Source organism: Arthrobacter sp. PvP023, assembly GCF_017832975.1.
Classification (GTDB): Bacteria; Actinomycetota; Actinomycetes; order Actinomycetales; family Micrococcaceae; genus Arthrobacter.
The window spans coordinates 4,584,801-4,600,657 of record NZ_JAFIBI010000001.1; the positions used below are offsets into that span (position 1 = coordinate 4,584,801).

13 protein-coding genes are annotated in these 15,857 nt (G+C 67.7%); 5 read left to right on the forward strand and 8 right to left on the reverse strand.

Annotated features, from left to right (window positions below; genetic code table 11):
• Window positions 1-89: 89 nt before the first annotated feature.
• A complete protein-coding gene (locus tag JOE31_RS20845; protein ID WP_209747832.1) occupies window positions 90-2,813 on the reverse strand; it encodes a PEP/pyruvate-binding domain-containing protein in 2,724 nt (907 codons plus the stop codon).
• 54 nt (window positions 2,814-2,867) lie between these two features.
• Window positions 2,868-3,899: a universal stress protein gene (locus JOE31_RS20850; protein ID WP_209747834.1), complete on the reverse strand. Its 1,032-nt coding sequence runs from the start codon at window positions 3,897-3,899 to the stop codon at window positions 2,868-2,870.
• A gap of 473 nt (window positions 3,900-4,372) precedes the next feature.
• On the opposite strand from JOE31_RS20850, the gene JOE31_RS20855 reads away from it, so the two are divergent.
• Complete coding sequence (locus tag JOE31_RS20855) at window positions 4,373-5,014, forward strand: NAD(P)-binding protein (RefSeq protein WP_209748684.1); 642 nt, start codon at window positions 4,373-4,375, stop codon at window positions 5,012-5,014.
• Between the two features lie 58 nt (window positions 5,015-5,072).
• On the opposite strand, the gene JOE31_RS20860 is transcribed toward JOE31_RS20855, so the two are convergent.
• On the reverse strand, window positions 5,073-5,717 hold the full coding sequence (locus tag JOE31_RS20860) for a copper resistance CopC family protein (RefSeq protein ID WP_209747836.1): 645 nt from the start codon (window positions 5,715-5,717) through the stop codon (window positions 5,073-5,075).
• Between the two features lie 113 nt (window positions 5,718-5,830).
• Here JOE31_RS20860 and JOE31_RS20865 point away from each other — a divergent pair, with 113 nt between their 5' ends.
• Entirely contained in the window at window positions 5,831-7,273 is a 1,443-nt protein-coding gene (locus tag JOE31_RS20865) for an NCS2 family permease (protein ID WP_209747838.1), read from the forward strand.
• A 94-nt stretch (window positions 7,274-7,367) separates the two neighbouring features.
• A complete protein-coding gene (gene hutG / locus JOE31_RS20870) occupies window positions 7,368-8,333 on the forward strand; it encodes a formimidoylglutamase (RefSeq protein WP_209747840.1) in 966 nt (321 codons plus the stop codon).
• 15 nt (window positions 8,334-8,348) lie between these two features.
• Here hutG and JOE31_RS20875 read toward each other — a convergent pair whose 3' ends face one another.
• The gene (locus JOE31_RS20875) at window positions 8,349-10,325 is read right to left on the reverse strand and encodes a hypothetical protein (protein WP_209747842.1); all 1,977 of its coding nucleotides are present in this window, start codon (window positions 10,323-10,325) and stop codon (window positions 8,349-8,351) included.
• Window positions 10,326-10,520: 195 nt separating this feature from the next.
• Entirely contained in the window at window positions 10,521-11,129 is a 609-nt protein-coding gene (locus JOE31_RS20880) for a TetR family transcriptional regulator (RefSeq protein WP_209747844.1), read from the reverse strand.
• Window positions 11,130-11,199: 70 nt separating this feature from the next.
• Here JOE31_RS20880 and JOE31_RS20885 point away from each other — a divergent pair, with 70 nt between their 5' ends.
• Together JOE31_RS20885 and JOE31_RS20890 are read left to right on the forward strand one after the other, a co-directional pair.
• A complete protein-coding gene (locus JOE31_RS20885; protein WP_209747846.1) occupies window positions 11,200-11,724 on the forward strand; it encodes a cupin domain-containing protein in 525 nt (174 codons plus the stop codon).
• A 144-nt stretch (window positions 11,725-11,868) separates the two neighbouring features.
• On the forward strand, window positions 11,869-12,105 hold the full coding sequence (locus JOE31_RS20890; protein ID WP_209747847.1) for a hypothetical protein: 237 nt from the start codon (window positions 11,869-11,871) through the stop codon (window positions 12,103-12,105).
• Window positions 12,106-12,141: 36 nt separating this feature from the next.
• Here JOE31_RS20890 and JOE31_RS21660 read toward each other — a convergent pair whose 3' ends face one another.
• The 3 genes from JOE31_RS21660 to JOE31_RS20900 form a co-directional block, all read right to left on the reverse strand.
• A complete protein-coding gene (locus JOE31_RS21660) occupies window positions 12,142-12,378 on the reverse strand; it encodes a hypothetical protein (RefSeq protein WP_245199287.1) in 237 nt (78 codons plus the stop codon).
• Between the two features lie 165 nt (window positions 12,379-12,543).
• The gene (hutH, locus tag JOE31_RS20895) at window positions 12,544-14,136 is read right to left on the reverse strand and encodes a histidine ammonia-lyase (protein ID WP_209747849.1); all 1,593 of its coding nucleotides are present in this window, start codon (window positions 14,134-14,136) and stop codon (window positions 12,544-12,546) included.
• 9 nt (window positions 14,137-14,145) lie between these two features.
• On the reverse strand, window positions 14,146-15,840 hold the full coding sequence (locus tag JOE31_RS20900; RefSeq protein ID WP_209747851.1) for a urocanate hydratase: 1,695 nt from the start codon (window positions 15,838-15,840) through the stop codon (window positions 14,146-14,148).
• Between the last annotated feature and the right edge of the window lie 17 nt (window positions 15,841-15,857).

The window sequence follows — 15,857 nt, forward strand, 5'->3', positions numbered from 1 at the left end:
ATTGCAGCTTGTTGATTCCAGAGTACGCTCCGGACCCGTCCGTTACACCCCCTCGGGAGACCGCCCGTCCTGCGGTGCCCCGGGGACGGTCAGCCCGCAGCCGGCGCGACGGTGCCGGCCCCGCCGTCGAGCGTTATCACCTGGCCGGTGCTGATGGCGGAGGTGGCGTCCGGGACGCCGACGACGGCGGGAATTCCGTACTCCCGGGCCACCACCGCGCCGTGGGAGTTGGGGCCGCCCATTTCCATCACGAGCCCGCCGGCCGTGAGGAACAACGGCGTCCACCCGGGATCTGTCGACGGGGCCACCAGGATTTCTCCCGGTTCCAGTGCGGCGCCCTGCGGATCCAGGATGACGCGTGCCCTGGCAGTGACGATTCCCGCCGATGCCGGCGTGCCGGACAGGACACCGTCCGCGGCACCCGGCGCGGCAACCTGCAGCGCTTCGGGTTCCGTTCCGTCCGAAAGCAGCACCCGGGGAATGCGGCGGCGGGAGAGTTCGGCGTCGTAGGCCCCGCGGCGTTCCGCCACTGCCTCCCGTAGCGACGCCCCGGCCAGGCCCCGGTGCGCTTCGGCAAAGTTGAGGAAGAAGATGTCGTCGGCGTCGGCGATGCTGCCGGACGCGGCGAGCTCCGCCCCCACTGCCATGAGCTGTCTCCGGACCGAAGCCAGGCCTTCGACGATGTGGTACTTCGGCAGTTCGCGCAGTCCCGCAAAGAGCCGGGTCCGCTTCAGCGCGCCCCGCACCATCCGGGCGCGGAGCCTTCCTGCCGGGCCGCCCCGGCTCCCCGCTACTTCCACCAGCCGCTCGATCTGGGCTTCCGCCTCGCGGGCGGCTTTGGCAAACTGGCGGTCCGGCGCCAGTGCCGGATCGTCGAGTTTGAGGTAGTTCGCCAGGACTCCGAAGATGTGCGCGGGGTCGTCGGACCAGCGCGGCATGCCGAGGTCGATCTCCGCGACGGCCCGGTGTCCGTAGCGTCCCAGGAAGCCCGCGAGCCCTGACTGCACGACGGCGGGAAGCCCGCCGTCGCGGTACCGCCGCACCAGCTCAGGTGGGGAGGCTTCCTCAAAGATCGCGGCCGCCCCGGGGCGGGCGCGGATGTCCGTGGCGAGCTGCCAGAGGGCCAGGTCCATCTCCGTGGTCACGTTGTTGGGGAGCCCGCGGAGAACGGCCTGCAGCGCGCCGGACTCCCCGCCCTGCCCGGTCAGCTTCCCGGCGACCGCCAGGAGCGCGAAGCCCAGGGCCGGCAGCGGCAGCACTGCCGGGACGATGGGGAAGAGCCCGCCGTCGAGGATGCGTTCGGCATGGTTCAGCCGTTCCGCCGGTGTGGCGTTGGCCGGAACCACGAGGGCAGCCCGGTGCCGTGCCCCGAAGGCGTCCACGCGGCGGATTGCCGCTTCCGGCCGAAGCAGCGCCCGGAGCAGCGACTCCGGGACCTTCGCCTTGGCCGCCACCGGGACCACGCGCCGGAGGAGCCGCCAGGGGGACCTGATGGTCACAGAAAACCGCGGGTCGGCGAACAGCCTGCGGAGCACCGTGGCGGACCTGGCCTCCATGATGTCGAAGACGCGGGGCACAATGGCGCGGCCCACGCTGCTGCGGACCACCGGAGTGAGGTCAACGAAAAGACGCTGCCCTGCCTGCCGGTAGGGTGCAGGACCGTTGCGCGGCTCGGGCACGTCAAAGCCGGCCGCACGGGCGACGGAGGACGCGATCAGCCGGAAACCGGCCATCCCCATCGGGGTGAGGGGGCGTGTCAGCCCCTGGGCGAGGCTGAAGCACAGAAAGACGCGTGTTCCCTCCGGCTCCGGCAGGTCGGGCCGGGGGTCCGGAAGGGGATATAGCGTGGTGATGGGGCGGGACTGCACCAGCCAGAGCTTGTCCGCGGCGTCCACGGCCCATTCAATGTCCTGCGGCGCCTTGTAATGCCGTTCCACCCGGGCGCCCAGTGCGGACAGTTCCCGGAGCTGGGCATCACTCAGGGAAGGCCCGGAATCCGGCCCGAGAGTGATCCGCTCGGTGCCTCCCCCGGCGAGGGGCCTGATGGCGATTCCCTTGTCCCCGGGCCGCCGATCCAGGATCTCGCTGGTGGCCGAGTCCACCACGAAGTGGTCCGGATTCACCGCCCCGGAAACCACGGCCTCGCCCAGTCCGGGACTGGCATCGATGACGGCCTCATGGCGCCGTCCCGTCACCGGGTTCGCGGTGAACAGGACGCCCGCCACGGCGGCATCCACCATGCGCTGGACCACCACCGCGAGCGCTACAGTTGCCGGGTTGATCCCGTGTGTGGCCCGGTAAGTCACCGCACGGTCCGTCCAGAGCGACGCCCAGCACTGCCGGACCGCCGTAAGGACGGCGTCGGCGCCCACCACATTCAGGTACGTGTCCTGTTGCCCGGCGAAGCTCGCGAAGGGCAGGTCCTCGGCCGTCGCCGACGACCTCACTGCCACCGGAACCTCCGTCCCCATCGCCGCATAGGACTCCCGGACGGCGCCGGCAATCTCGGGCGGAATGTCCGCGCGCAGGATGAGTTCCCGTGCCCGGGAAGCCAGCCCGGCAAGGGCCGCCAGCTCGTGGGCTCCGGTGGCTGCCAACGCGCCATGCACGTCTTCGAGCCCTGCCGGACGCACCGCCCGCCGGTAGGCGTCCGTGGTCAGGCAGAAGCCCGGCGGAACGGGCAGCCCGGCGCGTGTGGTTTCGCCCAGGTTGGCGGCCTTGCCGCCCACCCGCAGCAACATTCCGGCGTTGATGTTCTCCAGGTTCAGCACCAGCCCGTCCGCCGGCGAATCCGGACTGTTGGCCTGGTTCACCGCTGGCCTCCTGGGGTATGCGCCGGCCGGACTGACTGGAAAGTCAGGATGGGGTTACGCTGCGCCGAGCATGGGCCCAAAGCTGGGACGGTCCGCGAGCCGCGGGTCGTCCCGGTCCGGAACCACCAGTACCGGGCCCTTGGCATGGTGCAGGATTCCGTCCGACGTCGAGCCCAGCAGCATTCCGGTGAAGCCGCCGCGGCCGCGCGTTCCCACTACCACCAGTTCCACGTGCCGGCTGGCTTCAACCAGCACGTCGATGGGGGAACCGTCCACGATGCGGGTCTCCACGTTCAGCTTGGGGTAGTGGCTCTTCAGCCAGGCCACACCGGCGTCGAGCTGGACGCGGATGTCGGCAAACAGGGCCTCCCGGTCCATGGGCGCAGGGACCCACGCCAGTGAACCGCTGTATTGCGGCACGGCGCACACAACACGAAGCGGTGCTCCGAGGCGTATGGCCTGGTCCGCGGCCTCCAGGACGGCAATCCGGGCCTGCTCGGAACCGTCAACGCCCACTACAACAACGTTTTCCACCGGCTGGTGCCCGGACTTGGCCTGTTCGGCTTTGACGTGCTTGTCGTCGGTGGTCTCGCCCAGGCGGTCCGCGCAGATCAACGGCACGGTGACCGTGGGGCACTTCGCGTGTGCCGGGAGTGCGCTGCTGACCGAGCCAAGGAGCCTGCCGACGAAGCCGCCCCGGCCGCGGGTGCCGAATACCAGCAGCTCGGCGGTTTCGGACATTTCCAGCAACACACCGGAGGCGTCGCCGTTCTCCACGGAAGCGTCCACGTCGATGTCGTAGGGGGCCACCTTGTCCAGGGCCTGCTTGAGGATTGCCTCCGCACCTTCGCGGATCACCGAGTCGTCCACGGTGGCATAGCCGCCGTCCAGGCCGGACGCTGCGAAGATCGGCACGGAGTATGCGGTCACGATATGCAGGGGGCGATGCCGGCGCTCAGCTTCCCGGGCGGCCCAGACGAGGGCGCACTGGCTGTGGTCGGAACCGTCCACGCCCACCACAATCCCCTCGGGGGCGGCAGAACCGCCGTCGTCATCCCTTGACGGGTGCACCTGATCTCGGCCCATGGGGTCCGCCTCCTCGCGATACTGCCTGATGTTGCCGCTATTCTGCCAGAAGTGGGCGTCCGCCGTGTGAACCGGAAGCCGGGGCCTGCTATTGGCTGCAAATCCGCTCTTTTAGCCCACTATTCTCGTTTGCCGGACAGTAAGCAAGCACCCCTAAAGGAGTGCCCAGACGGTTCCCGGAGAGGCGGTTTACGTCCAAGCCAGCTCCCACTTTTAACCTCTCGGAAACATAGAGATCCCACCTCCGATCAGCCGAATCACAAGTGTGAGATTGTGGGGGTAGCCAATGTCCGGCAAGGGCTATCCAGAGCTCCAAAAGTTCTGTATTGTCGAGGCGTTGCGAAACTGAGATATGTGTTTCAGAACACACTTACAGCTTCACGCGCGGCGGCCGGACTTTGGGGGTTACGGAACGTGCAGGGGAACGAGGCCTGCACAGTGAACCATTCGAGGAGGAACGAGCAGTGTCGAGCATGCCAATTTATGGTGGGACCGAGCAGACCACTACGGTGATCATCGGCTCAGGGCTTCCGGGTCTGGCGATCGCCAGCGAGCTCCGGCGGCGCGGCGTGGACTCAATCACCGTGGATGCGCTCGAAACCTTGGGCGGAATCCAGTCCGCCAATACCGTGTCCCTGCCGCGCTGTGACGCGCCGAACTCAGCGACCTTGCAGGAGCGGAACGAAATCCTGCGGCACCTCAGGAACTACGCCAGCAGCCACAACCTGGACATCCGCAACAACACCCGCGCCGTCCAATTGAACCTGCTGGGCACCGGCCTCTCCGAGCCTCCCGTGCACCAGTGGGCCGTCCACACGCCGGACGGCGTCCTGCTGGCACACCACATTGTCCTGACCCGGGGAGCGCACAGCCAGCTGCGCCGTATGCTCGCGGACCTGGGGCTGGCACTGGGGCAAAACCTGGCGGCCGCCATGCGGGCCATCGGAATGTACCTCGTGGGCGTCGGGGAACTCATCACTCCCACACCCAAGGAAGTGCTCCGCCAGGCCAAGGTTGTGGGGCAGGCAATTTCCGCCAAGGTCTATCCGGACAGTGTCCCGTCAGTGCTCACCGGAAGCTTCGCCGCACTGCCGGCCCCGGCCCTGCTGAACTGACCGCGTTTATCGCCCGACCACGGGGCCGGCTGCCCGGCCCTCAACTGCGCGTCCTGACCTACTGCTCCCCGGCGGCGTCGTCCGCCCCGTCGTCAGTGGACTTGAGGTTTCGTTTCGCCAGCACGCCCAGGGCCACGAGGATGCCCAAGGCTGTTCCGGCGAAAAGCACCAGGCTCCAAGGGAACGGCTCCGAGGCGTCAGGCGCCGGCTCAGGCGCCGTGGTGGTGCCGGGCTGCGCGGTGCCGGCCGTAGGGACCTCCGCCGTCGTCGAACTGCCCGGCGAACTGCCCGGCGTTGAGCCGGTGGCGCCGGAACCCGGCGCAGCGGCGGTGGCGGTGAAGGTGAAGGTGCCCTCGATCGGATGCGAATCGGAGCTGACCACACGCCACACCACAGTGAACTCTCCGGCCGGCGCACCGGGCCGGAGCTTCTGCGACGCCACGTTGTCCACGATCTCCACCGGGCCCTCTGCCCAGTTGGTGCCCGCCGCATCCTTCACCTGGAACTGTGAACCGAGGGCCAGCGGGTCCCTGTTGAAAGTTACGGAAACCTTCTCCGGCGGAGTGGCCACGGTGGAACCCTGGGCCGGGCTGCTGGACTCAGCGGCGTCGTGGGCTGAGGCGGGCGCAGCTGCGGCCAGCACGGCGGCCGTGAAAAACAGTGCCCCGATGAGGGCGCTCAGCAGGTGGCGGATGGAACGCATGCGGGGCTACTCCTGTGTGTTGGCTTCCTTACAGACTAGGCGAAATCGCGGGGTCGCAACCCGGCAACCTACTAGGATTCAAGTAATCCCCAACACTCTCCCCCGGAGGACTAATGCTTAAGCAGGGCTCTGCACTGGACCGGTACTTCAAGATTTCCGAACGGGGGTCAAACTACTCCCGCGAGATCCGCGGAGGCTTTGCCACGTTCTTCGCCATGAGCTACATCGTGGTGCTGAATCCCCTAATCCTTTCCGGCCCCGACTCCAGCGGCACAACCCTGGGCTTCCCGGCCGTCGCCGCCGTCACTGCTTTTGCCGCGGGCATCCTGACCATCCTCATGGGCGCCTGGGCAAAGCACCCGTTCGCCATGGCCACCGGGCTGGGCGTCAACGCTTTCGTGGCTGTTACTGTCGCCACGAATCCGGGCCTGACCTGGCCGGACATGATGGGCCTGGTTGTCCTCTCAGGCGTCACCATGCTGATCCTGGTCCTCACCGGTTTCCGGACCGCCGTGTTCAAGGCTGTTCCGGATGGCCTCAAGACGGCCATCGTGGTGGGCATCGGCCTGTTCATCGCCCTGATCGGGCTAGTCAACGCCGGCTTCGTCCGCCGTATCCCGGATGCCGCCGGCACCACTGTCCCGGTGGGCCTTGGCTTCGACGGCAAGCTCCTGGGCTGGCCCACCCTGGTGTTCGTCTTCGGACTCATCCTGACCATCGGCCTGCTGGTCCGCAAGGTCAAGGGCGCCATCCTCATCGGCATCATCGCCTCCACCATTCTGTCCGTCATCCTTGAATTCACCCTGCACATCGGCCCCAGCTTCGACGGCAAGAACTTCAACCCGCAGGGCTGGTCCCTGGTGGCACCGAAATTCACCGAATGGGCTGCACCCGACCTGTCACTGATAGGCAAGGCCAACCCGATCGGCGCGTTCGAACACCTCGGTTTCGTTGCCGCAACGCTGCTGGCCTTCGTGATCCTGCTCAGCATCTTCTTCGACGCCATGGGCACCATGGTGGGCCTGGCCAACGAAGCCGGCACCGTGGACAAGGACGGCAACATCCCGGACGTGGACCGCGTGCTGCAGGTGGACGCCCTCGGCGCGATCGTGGGCGGCGGCGCGTCCGTTTCCTCCAACCAGATCTATGTGGAATCCGGCGCAGGCATCGGCGAGGGCGCACGCACGGGCCTGGCCTCGATCGTCACCGGACTGCTGTTCCTGGTGGCCATGTTCTTCACGCCGCTGATCAACCTGGTCCCGTTCGAGGCCGTGGCCCCCGCCCTCGTGGTGGTGGGCTTCATGATGGTTTCGCAGGTGGGCAAGATCGACTGGCAGGACTGGGGCATCGCGATTCCCGCATTCCTGACCTTCACCCTGATGCCGTTCACCTACTCCATCGCCAACGGCCTGGGCGCCGGTTTCATCGCGTACGTGCTGATCCGCACGTTCCAGGGCCGGGTGCGCGACATCCACCCGCTGATGTGGGCCGTTGCCGCCGCGTTCCTGCTGTTCTTCGGCATCGGGCCCATCGAGCAGGCGCTCGGTATTCACTAGGTCTCGGCGCCGTTTAGGCGTGGTGTCCGGGATTCGGGACAGTCCGACGGCGGCGGGGCTGGTTTTCGGGGCTCCGCTGCGGTGAGCTTGGAGTATGCCTCGCACAGCCCTCACAGTCGACATCCCGCCGCTCACGTGGAGGGGCCGTTTCGACGGCGACGCCGCCGAGCACCGCCGCTGGTGGCAGGCGGTCACGCCGTACCGCCACGAAACTGCCGCGGCGCAAAGCCTTGAACCTGGCCGTCGTCCCGCCGTCATTCTCGGTTTCAGCAGCGATGCCGGCGTGCTGCGCAACAAGGGCCGGGTGGGCGCCGCCGCTGCCCCCGCCGCCATCCGGGCCGCTCTCGGTCCGCTCGCGTTCCACCTCCCGCGCGAGGTGTTCGACGCCGGTGATGTCACCGTTAGGGACAACGCGCTGGAGGCCGGCCAAGCGCGCGCCGGGCTGGCCGTTTCTGAAATGCTCGACGCCGGCAACCTCACCGTGCTGCTGGGCGGGGGCCATGAGACCGCGTTCGCCAGCTACCTTGGTGTGGCCGGTTCCGAAGCCGTCCGCAGCGGGAAGCGCCTGGGGGTACTTAACCTCGACGCGCACTTCGACCTTCGGGAAGCACCCGAACCGTCCTCGGGCACGCCTTTCCTCCAGATGGCGCGTGCGGAGGAAGCCACCGAACGCGCACTGAACTACGCCGTCGTCGGGATCTCCGAGCCCAACAACACCCGCGTGCTCTTCAATACCGCTCACCGGCTGGACGTGAAGTACCTTCTCGACGAGGACTGCACTGCCGAAGCAACCCGGCAGTTCGTGGCCGGCTTCCTGGACACCGTGGACGTGCTTTACCTGACCATCGACCTGGACGTGCTGCCCGCAGCAGTCGCCCCGGGAGTCAGCGCGCCCGCGGCGTTCGGGGTACCCCTGCCCGTGATCAGCTCCGTGTGCCGCCAGGTGGCTGCCAGCGGGAAACTGCTGCACCTGGACGTAGCCGAACTGAACCCGAAGTTCGACATCGACCAGCGCACGGCCAAGGTGGCCGCGCGGCTGGTCAACACGCTGCTGGGTTAGGAGCGTCGCCTGCCGTCAGTCCCGGAAGGTGACGACGGCGGTGGCCCACGGTCCCAGCGTTACCGCCAGGGCGCCGTCGTCCGCTGATGATGCCTCCGCCGGCGCCGCCTGCGCCCGGGCACCCGCGGATGCCCCGATGACCGTCACGTCAGCCGCCGCCGAAGCAGTTCCTTCGGGAAGGGTGAGGCGAACTGCGGCCTCCCGCGGACTGAGGTTGCCCAGGAACAGTTGCAGGCCGGCGGCCGACTGCACCGGATAGACCGTCACGGAGTTCGTCCCGTGGGGCCGGTGTGACAGTGCGGGAGCGGAGCCCAGCACCGGGGCGCCCTTGCAGGCAGCGAGCCTCTGCAGCAGCTCCCCTGCCGGGTTGAGCGTGCCGTCTGTCCCGATGATGCCGCGCGGCCGGCCGGCTTCGAAGTACGTCACGGAGGCGACGCCGTCCACGGTGAGGGCAGCGAGGCTGGCGAGGGTCCAGGCCGCGGTGAAGCTGTGGTCCTGTAGCTCGTCCCCCCCGGCCTCCTGGTCCGGGGCGTGAAGCCTGGGTTTCAACGTGATGGGTCCGACGTGCACGGGACGCCCGTCACCCAGCTTCAGGGCGTTGGCCGCGGCGAGCCGCTGCACAGGGACAGTCTCCACAATGTGGGGAACCTCCGTGCTGTGGACCTGCGGCGCCAGGCTGAAAGTCAGGGCGTCGGCGTCCTGCGGAACGGGGCTGCCGTCACTGCTGCCTGCAACCCAGCGGTTGAGTTCGGTGAAATGTGAGCGCGTGCCGGCCAGAAGCTGTCCGCTGAAGCCCGACTCGTCCAGCGATGCCTTCAGCGCGCCAAACGCTGCCGGGTCAGTGCACTGGGTCCCGGGGTGGAACAGGGCAAGACGGACGATCCGCGAGAGCTGACCTCCCAAGGCGCCCCTGAGAGCCTCCGCAACGCCGTCGGCTGATTCAGACACGACCCGCACGTCCAGTGCAGCGCCGTGGCGGTCCGCCTCCTTGGTTGCGGCGGCAAGCTTGCCTGGCCAGAGTTCCCGGGGCTCGTAGAGTTCCACCAGGACGGCGTCGAGGCCGGGGAGCCGTGATCCTTCCCCGATGTTTCCGGCGGCCGCTTGCGTTGAGTCCGCTTCCGTTGAGTCAACGGACAGGGCCAGCGCCGGAACGGTTCCCGCGGGCTCGCCCACCGTGAAGGCCGCTTGCTCGTGGCTTTCGCTGAGGGGGTTGTCCGGCGTCTCGATGCTGAGGGCTTCGATGCTGACCGACTGCTGCACGGTGTCCTCAGCGGCAACGTCCACCGGGATGGGCAGCGCGGACGGGGTGCTGTACGTCTTGAAGGAACCGTCGCTCCAGTTCCGCTGGTCCTCGGTCTCGAAGATGTCTCCTGAGAAGCCAAGGTCAAAGGCGGTGCCGGCGTCGGCCCATTCCAGCGAAGAAATGTCCGTGAAGACCAGGTCCGGCCTGATATCCGTGGGGAAGGCCCCGCTGGTGGCGGTGCCGTCCGGGGACACCACGTTGACGTCCCGTCCGGCTTCACTGGTGGGATGGAGGACCACCAGGCCGATCCGGTTGCGCCGGAACGCCGTTTTCGCCCGGCCGGAGAAGGACACTTCGACCGTGGCCGGGGTGATCCGGAGCATCAGCATGCCTTCGTACGCCGGGCCGGTGCGCGGCGCCCCTGGACCTTTCGCTGCGCCGGGTGCCGCGTAGTCAACGTGGATCCGGAGGCTGATACCGTCGTCGTCCTTCAGCTCCGCGACATCCCGGACCGACGGCGCAAAGGTGCGCCATTCGTGGTCCCGCACCACCGCCTTGATGGCACGGAGGACGGGGCGGCCACCGTAGCTGATGTTTGCCAGTTCGTCCCCGATCAGCTCCGCCGTCCAGACGCCCACTGCGAGCTTGCGGATCTGCGGATCAAGGCGCTGTTCGAGCGGCGGGCGCTGGTCGGCAACCGCGGCGGCGGACACTTGGGCGGGCAGTGTTGCGGAGTGCTCGGTAGACACGGGAGGCTGCTCTCTGGTGGCTGGTGACTGCGCCCAGCTGACCCCGGGCCGGTCCTGTGGACTTGACGATATCCGATGAGGCGCGGGGGCTCAATGGCCGTCCACGAGCACTTACCGGGCGGCGTCGTAACCGGCGAGCAGGCGGCGGGACGCGGGACGCGGACGATTGATTGAGTCACCGCCCGGGTGGGAGGGTCAGTGCGGAGGCGGCCCCGATGCCACCGCCTGGCGCAGCAGTGCCTGCGCGGACCACCGCATGGAGGCCACCGCCTGCTCCCGCGTGAGTCCGCCGATATCCGTGAGCCAGACCAGGGCCTCGATGCCGATCGCGCTGCGGATGGTCAGCGCCAGCGCCCGCATGGCCGCCGGCGACCAGGTGCTGCGAAGCGGGTGCAGGGATTCCTCGATCCAGGCGATGGCCCGCCCCTGCCGCAACGGCAGCGGCGAATCCTCTTTGGCCTCTTCAAGTGAGAGCCGCAGCATGGTGCGCTGTTGCGCCTCCGTCCGGACAATCAGTTGCGTGAATTCGAGCACGACGGCGTCCAGCCGGGCGGCGGGATCCTCCGGGGCATCGGGCGGAAGAAGGGATGTCCGCGCGGTCTCCGGATGCGCGGCTGCCAACAGCTCACGCTGGCCCGGGAAATAGCGGTAGGCGGTGCTGCGGGCGACGCCGGCAGCAGCGGCCGCGTCATCCACTGTGGGAGTGAGGCCGGCAGCCACCGCCTCCCGGGCCGCCGCCACGAGGGCCTGGAACGTCCGCTGCTTCTGGCCCGTCCGCCCGCCGGCCTGATAGGGGGTTGACATGGACCTTATGGTACTCCAGTCTTGTTATGGGACATAAGTCCCATAAGCTCCTCAGTGAAGAGGCAGTCCCATGGATGCAGCCAGCAACCCCGCGGTTATCAGCCCCGCAGCCGTCAACCCCACAGCCATCATCCGGGGGCGGGCGGAAGGCGAACGGCGCTGGTTCTTCGGCGGCGGAGTCCACACCTGGAAAGCCAAGGCCGAGGAGACCGGCGGGGCCTTCATGATGTTCGAAGACGAGATGTCCGGCGGCAAGATGACGCCGCTGCACACACATCCCGATTCGGACGAAACCATGTTCATCCTGGAAGGCGAGATCCTGGTTCACATGGACGGAAGAGAACACCGGGTCGGCGAGGGCGGCTTGATGGTCGCGCCCCGAGGTGTTCCCCACGCTTTTATGGTGACGTCCCCGCATGCCCGGATGCTTTGTTTGCACACACCGGGATGCTGCCAGGCTTTCTACTGGGATGCGAGCACGCCATTGGACGCCGGGGCCGGGGGCGGCGCCATGGATTTCGGCAAGGTGCAGGAGTCCGCGCGCAGGAACGGCGGGATTGCACTCCTGGGGCCGCCACCCTTCGGATCCCACTAAGGGCGAGGCTTAAAACAGGCTGTCCCTCCGGGGTTCGGTGAACCCGAAACCCGAAGGGACAAATGCCAGACATCCTACGTATTTTGACAGCGTCGGTAGAATGGACTGTGGCCAACCGGCGCATAGTTTAGAGAAAGTCCTGCAATGAGCTCAGCCATCCTGGAAACCCAGACCACCAACGCACGGTCCATCCGCCTGACCTTTTCCACCGTAGAAGAGGCCCACGACGGCCTGGACAGCGCCGTCAAGGAACTCATCGAAGCTGCCGTCGAGGACGGCAACTGCGGCATCCGCGTCACCCGCCACGAGCCGGGCGCGTTCACTGTGGCCCTGGACGAATCCGTCCCCTTCGGTGAGACCTACGAAGACATCGCCGCCTAACTCCGCAGCTTACGTTCGGCGGACCAGGTCCGCGGCTCAAGTCCTCCGGACCTGGACGCCGTCCGACTTCATAAAGAGCTGTGTGTCCAACGGACCCGAAGGCACCAGCCAAAGCACGTTTCCGCTCACGGAAATTTCCTCGACTTCACCTGCGGCCACCACATGCGCATGCTTGAGGATTTCCACCCGATCGCCTGCCTTGAGGGTTCTCCAGTCGGAAACTGTGGCAGCAAATGCCGCCCGCCTGGACAGAACCGTCCCCCGTGCTTTCATTGAACTTCTACCCCTTTGTATATGTTCTTTTGCCACAACATCATTGGTGTGGGCTTCATCACTACATCTTTAGTTCTACTACAATTCCCGGGCCCCCGCCTGTTGTGTCGCGCAGTATTTCGGGGGCACCGGGAAATTGTCATTCTTGATGCATAATATTCACTTTTAGGCCAGAATTCCGACGGCGGATTCGGCTGCCGCGCGCACCTCGCCCGAGGCGACGAGTCGGTCCGCGGCCTCCAGTTCCGGCGACAGGAACCTGTCCGTTCCCGGGCCGTCCACCACGTTGCGGAGCGCCGCGAGTACCGCTGCTCCGGCCGGCCCCGGGATGAGCTCTCCCCCGGACAGCTGGGTCCGCATGTCGATGGCCCGCGCCGACGTCACCAGCTCGATCGCCAGGACGCGGCGGAGGTTCTCCACGGCCTTGCGGAGCTTCCGGGCCGCGTGCCAGCCCATGGACACGTGGTCCTCCTGCATGGCCGAGCTGGGGATGGAGTCCACCGATGCCGGGACGGCGAGCCGCTTGTTGTCCGAGACCAGCCCGGCCTGCGTGTACTGCGCGATCATCAGGCCGGAATCGACACCGGGATCCGCAGCCAGGAAGGCGGGCAGCCCGTGTGAACGCGCCGGGTCCAGCATGCGGTCGGTACGGCGTTCGGCAATGGAACTCAAATCCGCCACGGTAATTGCCAGGAAATCCAAAACGTAGGCCACCGGGGCGCCGTGGAAATTGCCATTGGAACTCACGCGGCCGTCCGGCAGGACAACGGGATTATCGATGGCGGCGGCGAGTTCGCGCGAGGCGACGAGGGCTGCATGGTCCACGGTGTCGCGGACGGCGCCGGCCACCTGGGGTGCGCAGCGCAGCGAGTAGGCGTCCTGGACCTTGGTGTCATTGATCCGGTGCGAGGCCACGATCGGCGAGTTGGACAGGACCCGCAGCATGTTGTCCGCAGACGCCGCCTGGCCCGGGTGCGGGCGGAGGGCCGCGTGCAGCTCGGGCAGGAACACCTGGTCGGTGCCGAGCAGCGCCTCCACGCTGAGCGCGGCGGTGATATCCGCCGTCGTGAGCAGCTGGCGGATGTCCGCGATGGCCATCAGCAGCATGCCCAGCATGCCTTCGGTGCCGTTGACCAGGGCCAGGCCCTCCTTCTCGGCCAGGGTGACGGGTTCGATCCCGTGCTCGGCCAGCAGGTCGGCAACAGGCCTTTGGCCTTTGCTCCCGTACAGCGTGCCGTCCGGACCGGCGGCTTCGCCTTCGCCCATGAGGACAAGGGCGCAATGGGACAGCGGAGCGAGGTCGCCCGAGCAGCCGAGCGAGCCGAATTCGCGGACCACCGGAGTGATCCCGGCGTTGAGCACGTCCACCATGGTCTGTAGCACCACGGGGCGGACGCCCGTACGGCCGGAGGCGAGGGTCTTGGCGCGCAGGAACATGATGCAGCGGACCACTTCGCGCTCCACGGCCGGCCCCATGCCGGCGGCGTGGCTGCGGATCAGCGACTTCTGCAGCTGGGTGCGGAGCTCATTGGGGATGTGCCTGTTGGCCAGCGCCCCGAAGCCGGTGGAGATGCCGTAGGCCGGGACTTCGCTGTGGGCGAGGTCGTCGATGTGGGCGCGCACCTTGGCGACCGTGTCCAGGGCTTCCTGGGAGATGGTCACCCGGGCGTCGTGGCGGGCGACGGCGACGACGTCCTCGGGGGTGACGCCGCTGGAGCCGAGGGTGACGGTGAGCGGTTCGTGGGTGGTGAGAGTCATTGGGTGTTCCTACTTTTCGTTCATCGGGATGCGGACGCCGCGTTCCTTGGCGACCTCGAGGGCGCGGTCGTAGCCGGCGTCGGCGTGGCGGATGACGCCCATGCCGGGGTCGTTGGTGAGGAGGCGTTCGAGCTTTTCCGCGGCGAGGTCGGTGCCGTCGGCGACGGAGACCTGGCCGGCGTGGATGGAGCGGCCGATGCCGACGCCGCCGCCGTGGTGGATGGAAACCCAGGTGGCGCCGGAGGCGGTGTTGAGCAGGGCGTTGAGCAGCGGCCAGTCGGCGATCGCGTCGGAGCCGTCGGCCATGGCCTCGGTTTCGCGGTACGGGGAGGCGACCGAGCCGGAGTCGAGGTGGTCGCGGCCGATCACGATGGGTGCCTTGACCTTGCCTTCCTTGACGAGCTGGTTGAACAGCAGGCCGGCCTTGGCACGTTCACCGTAGCCCAGCCAGCAGATGCGGGCCGGCAGGCCTTCGAACTCGACCCGCTCCTGGGCGGCGTCGATCCAGCGGTGCAGGTGCTTGTTCTCCGGGAAGAGCTCCTTGATGGCCTCATCAGTGACGCGGATGTCCTCCGGGTCGCCGGAGAGCGCCACCCAGCGGAACGGGCCAAGTCCCTCGCAGAACAGCGGCCGGATGTAAGCCGGGACGAAGCCGGGGAACTCGAAGGCGCGGTTGTAGCCGCCTTTGCGGGCCTCGTCGCGGATGGAGTTGCCGTAGTCGAACACCTCCGCGCCGGCATCCTGGAACTCCACCATGGCCTGGACGTGCCTGGCCATCGACGCCTGGGCCTTCTTGGTGAAGCCTTCCGGGTCCGCGGCCGCCTCGGTGTGCCATTCCTCCACCGTGATGCCTTCGGGCAGGTAGCTCAGCGGATCGTGCGCGGAGGTCTGGTCCGTGACGATGTCCACGGTGAGCTCGCCGGCGTTGTGGCGGCGCAGGATCTCCGGGAAGACCTCGGCCGCGTTGCCGACGTAGCCCACGGACCAGCCGCGGCGCTCTTCCTTGGCCTTGAGCACCTTGGCGATCGCGGCGTCGAGGTCCGTTTCCACCTCGTCGAGGTAGCGCTTGCCGGCGCGGCGGCGCAGGCGGGTCTCGTCGACGTCGACAATCAGGCAGGCGCCGTCGTTCAGCGTGACGGCGAGCGGCTGGGCGCCGCCCATGCCGCCGCAGCCGCCGGTGAGGGTCAGGGTGCCAGCGAGGGTGCCGTTTTCGTCCCCGGTGAGCTTGCGGGCGATCGCGGCGAAGGTTTCGAACGTGCCCTGCAGGATGCCCTGGGTGCCGATGTAGATCCAGGACCCGGCGGTCATCTGGCCGTACATCATCAGGCCCTCGGCCTCCAGCCGGCGGAATTCGGGCCAGTTCGCCCAGTCGCCGACGAGGTTGGAGTTGGCCAGCAGCACACGCGGCGCCCATTCGTTGGTACGGAAGACACCCACGGGCTTGCCGGACTGGACCAGCAGGGTCTCGTCCTTTTCCATGGTTTCCAGGGTGCGGGTGATCGCGTCGAACGCGGCCCAGGACCGGACGGCGCGGCCCGTGCCGCCGTATACGACGAGGTCGTCGGGGCGCTCGGCCACCTCCGGGTCCAAGTTGTTCATGAGCATGCGCAGCGGCGCTTCCGTCTGCCAGCTCTTGGCGGTGAGCTCGGTGCCGCGGGCTGCTTTGACCGGGCGGGCACCGGTGGTGAAATCGGCGGGTGCCATGGGGGGCTCCTTGATTG

What these genes read in the sequence shown, in the direction of transcription:
- JOE31_RS20900 (WP_209747851.1), bottom strand. Translation starts at nt 15,840, where the DNA reads ATGGCACCCGCCGATTTCACCACCGGTGCCCGCCCGGTCAAAGCAGCC.
- JOE31_RS20850 (WP_209747834.1), bottom strand. Translation starts at nt 3,899, where the DNA reads ATGGGCCGAGATCAGGTGCACCCGTCAAGGGATGACGACGGCGGTTCT.
- JOE31_RS20880 (WP_209747844.1), bottom strand. Translation starts at nt 11,129, where the DNA reads ATGTCAACCCCCTATCAGGCCGGCGGGCGGACGGGCCAGAAGCAGCGG.
- JOE31_RS20890 (WP_209747847.1), top strand. Translation starts at nt 11,869, where the DNA reads ATGAGCTCAGCCATCCTGGAAACCCAGACCACCAACGCACGGTCCATC.
- JOE31_RS20885 (WP_209747846.1), top strand. Translation starts at nt 11,200, where the DNA reads ATGGATGCAGCCAGCAACCCCGCGGTTATCAGCCCCGCAGCCGTCAAC.
- JOE31_RS20865 (WP_209747838.1), top strand. Translation starts at nt 5,831, where the DNA reads ATGCTTAAGCAGGGCTCTGCACTGGACCGGTACTTCAAGATTTCCGAA.
- hutG (WP_209747840.1), top strand. Translation starts at nt 7,368, where the DNA reads ATGCCTCGCACAGCCCTCACAGTCGACATCCCGCCGCTCACGTGGAGG.
- hutH (WP_209747849.1), bottom strand. Translation starts at nt 14,136, where the DNA reads ATGACTCTCACCACCCACGAACCGCTCACCGTCACCCTCGGCTCCAGC.
- JOE31_RS20860 (WP_209747836.1), bottom strand. Translation starts at nt 5,717, where the DNA reads ATGCGTTCCATCCGCCACCTGCTGAGCGCCCTCATCGGGGCACTGTTT.
- JOE31_RS20855 (WP_209748684.1), top strand. Translation starts at nt 4,373, where the DNA reads ATGCCAATTTATGGTGGGACCGAGCAGACCACTACGGTGATCATCGGC.
- JOE31_RS21660 (WP_245199287.1), bottom strand. Translation starts at nt 12,378, where the DNA reads ATGAAAGCACGGGGGACGGTTCTGTCCAGGCGGGCGGCATTTGCTGCC.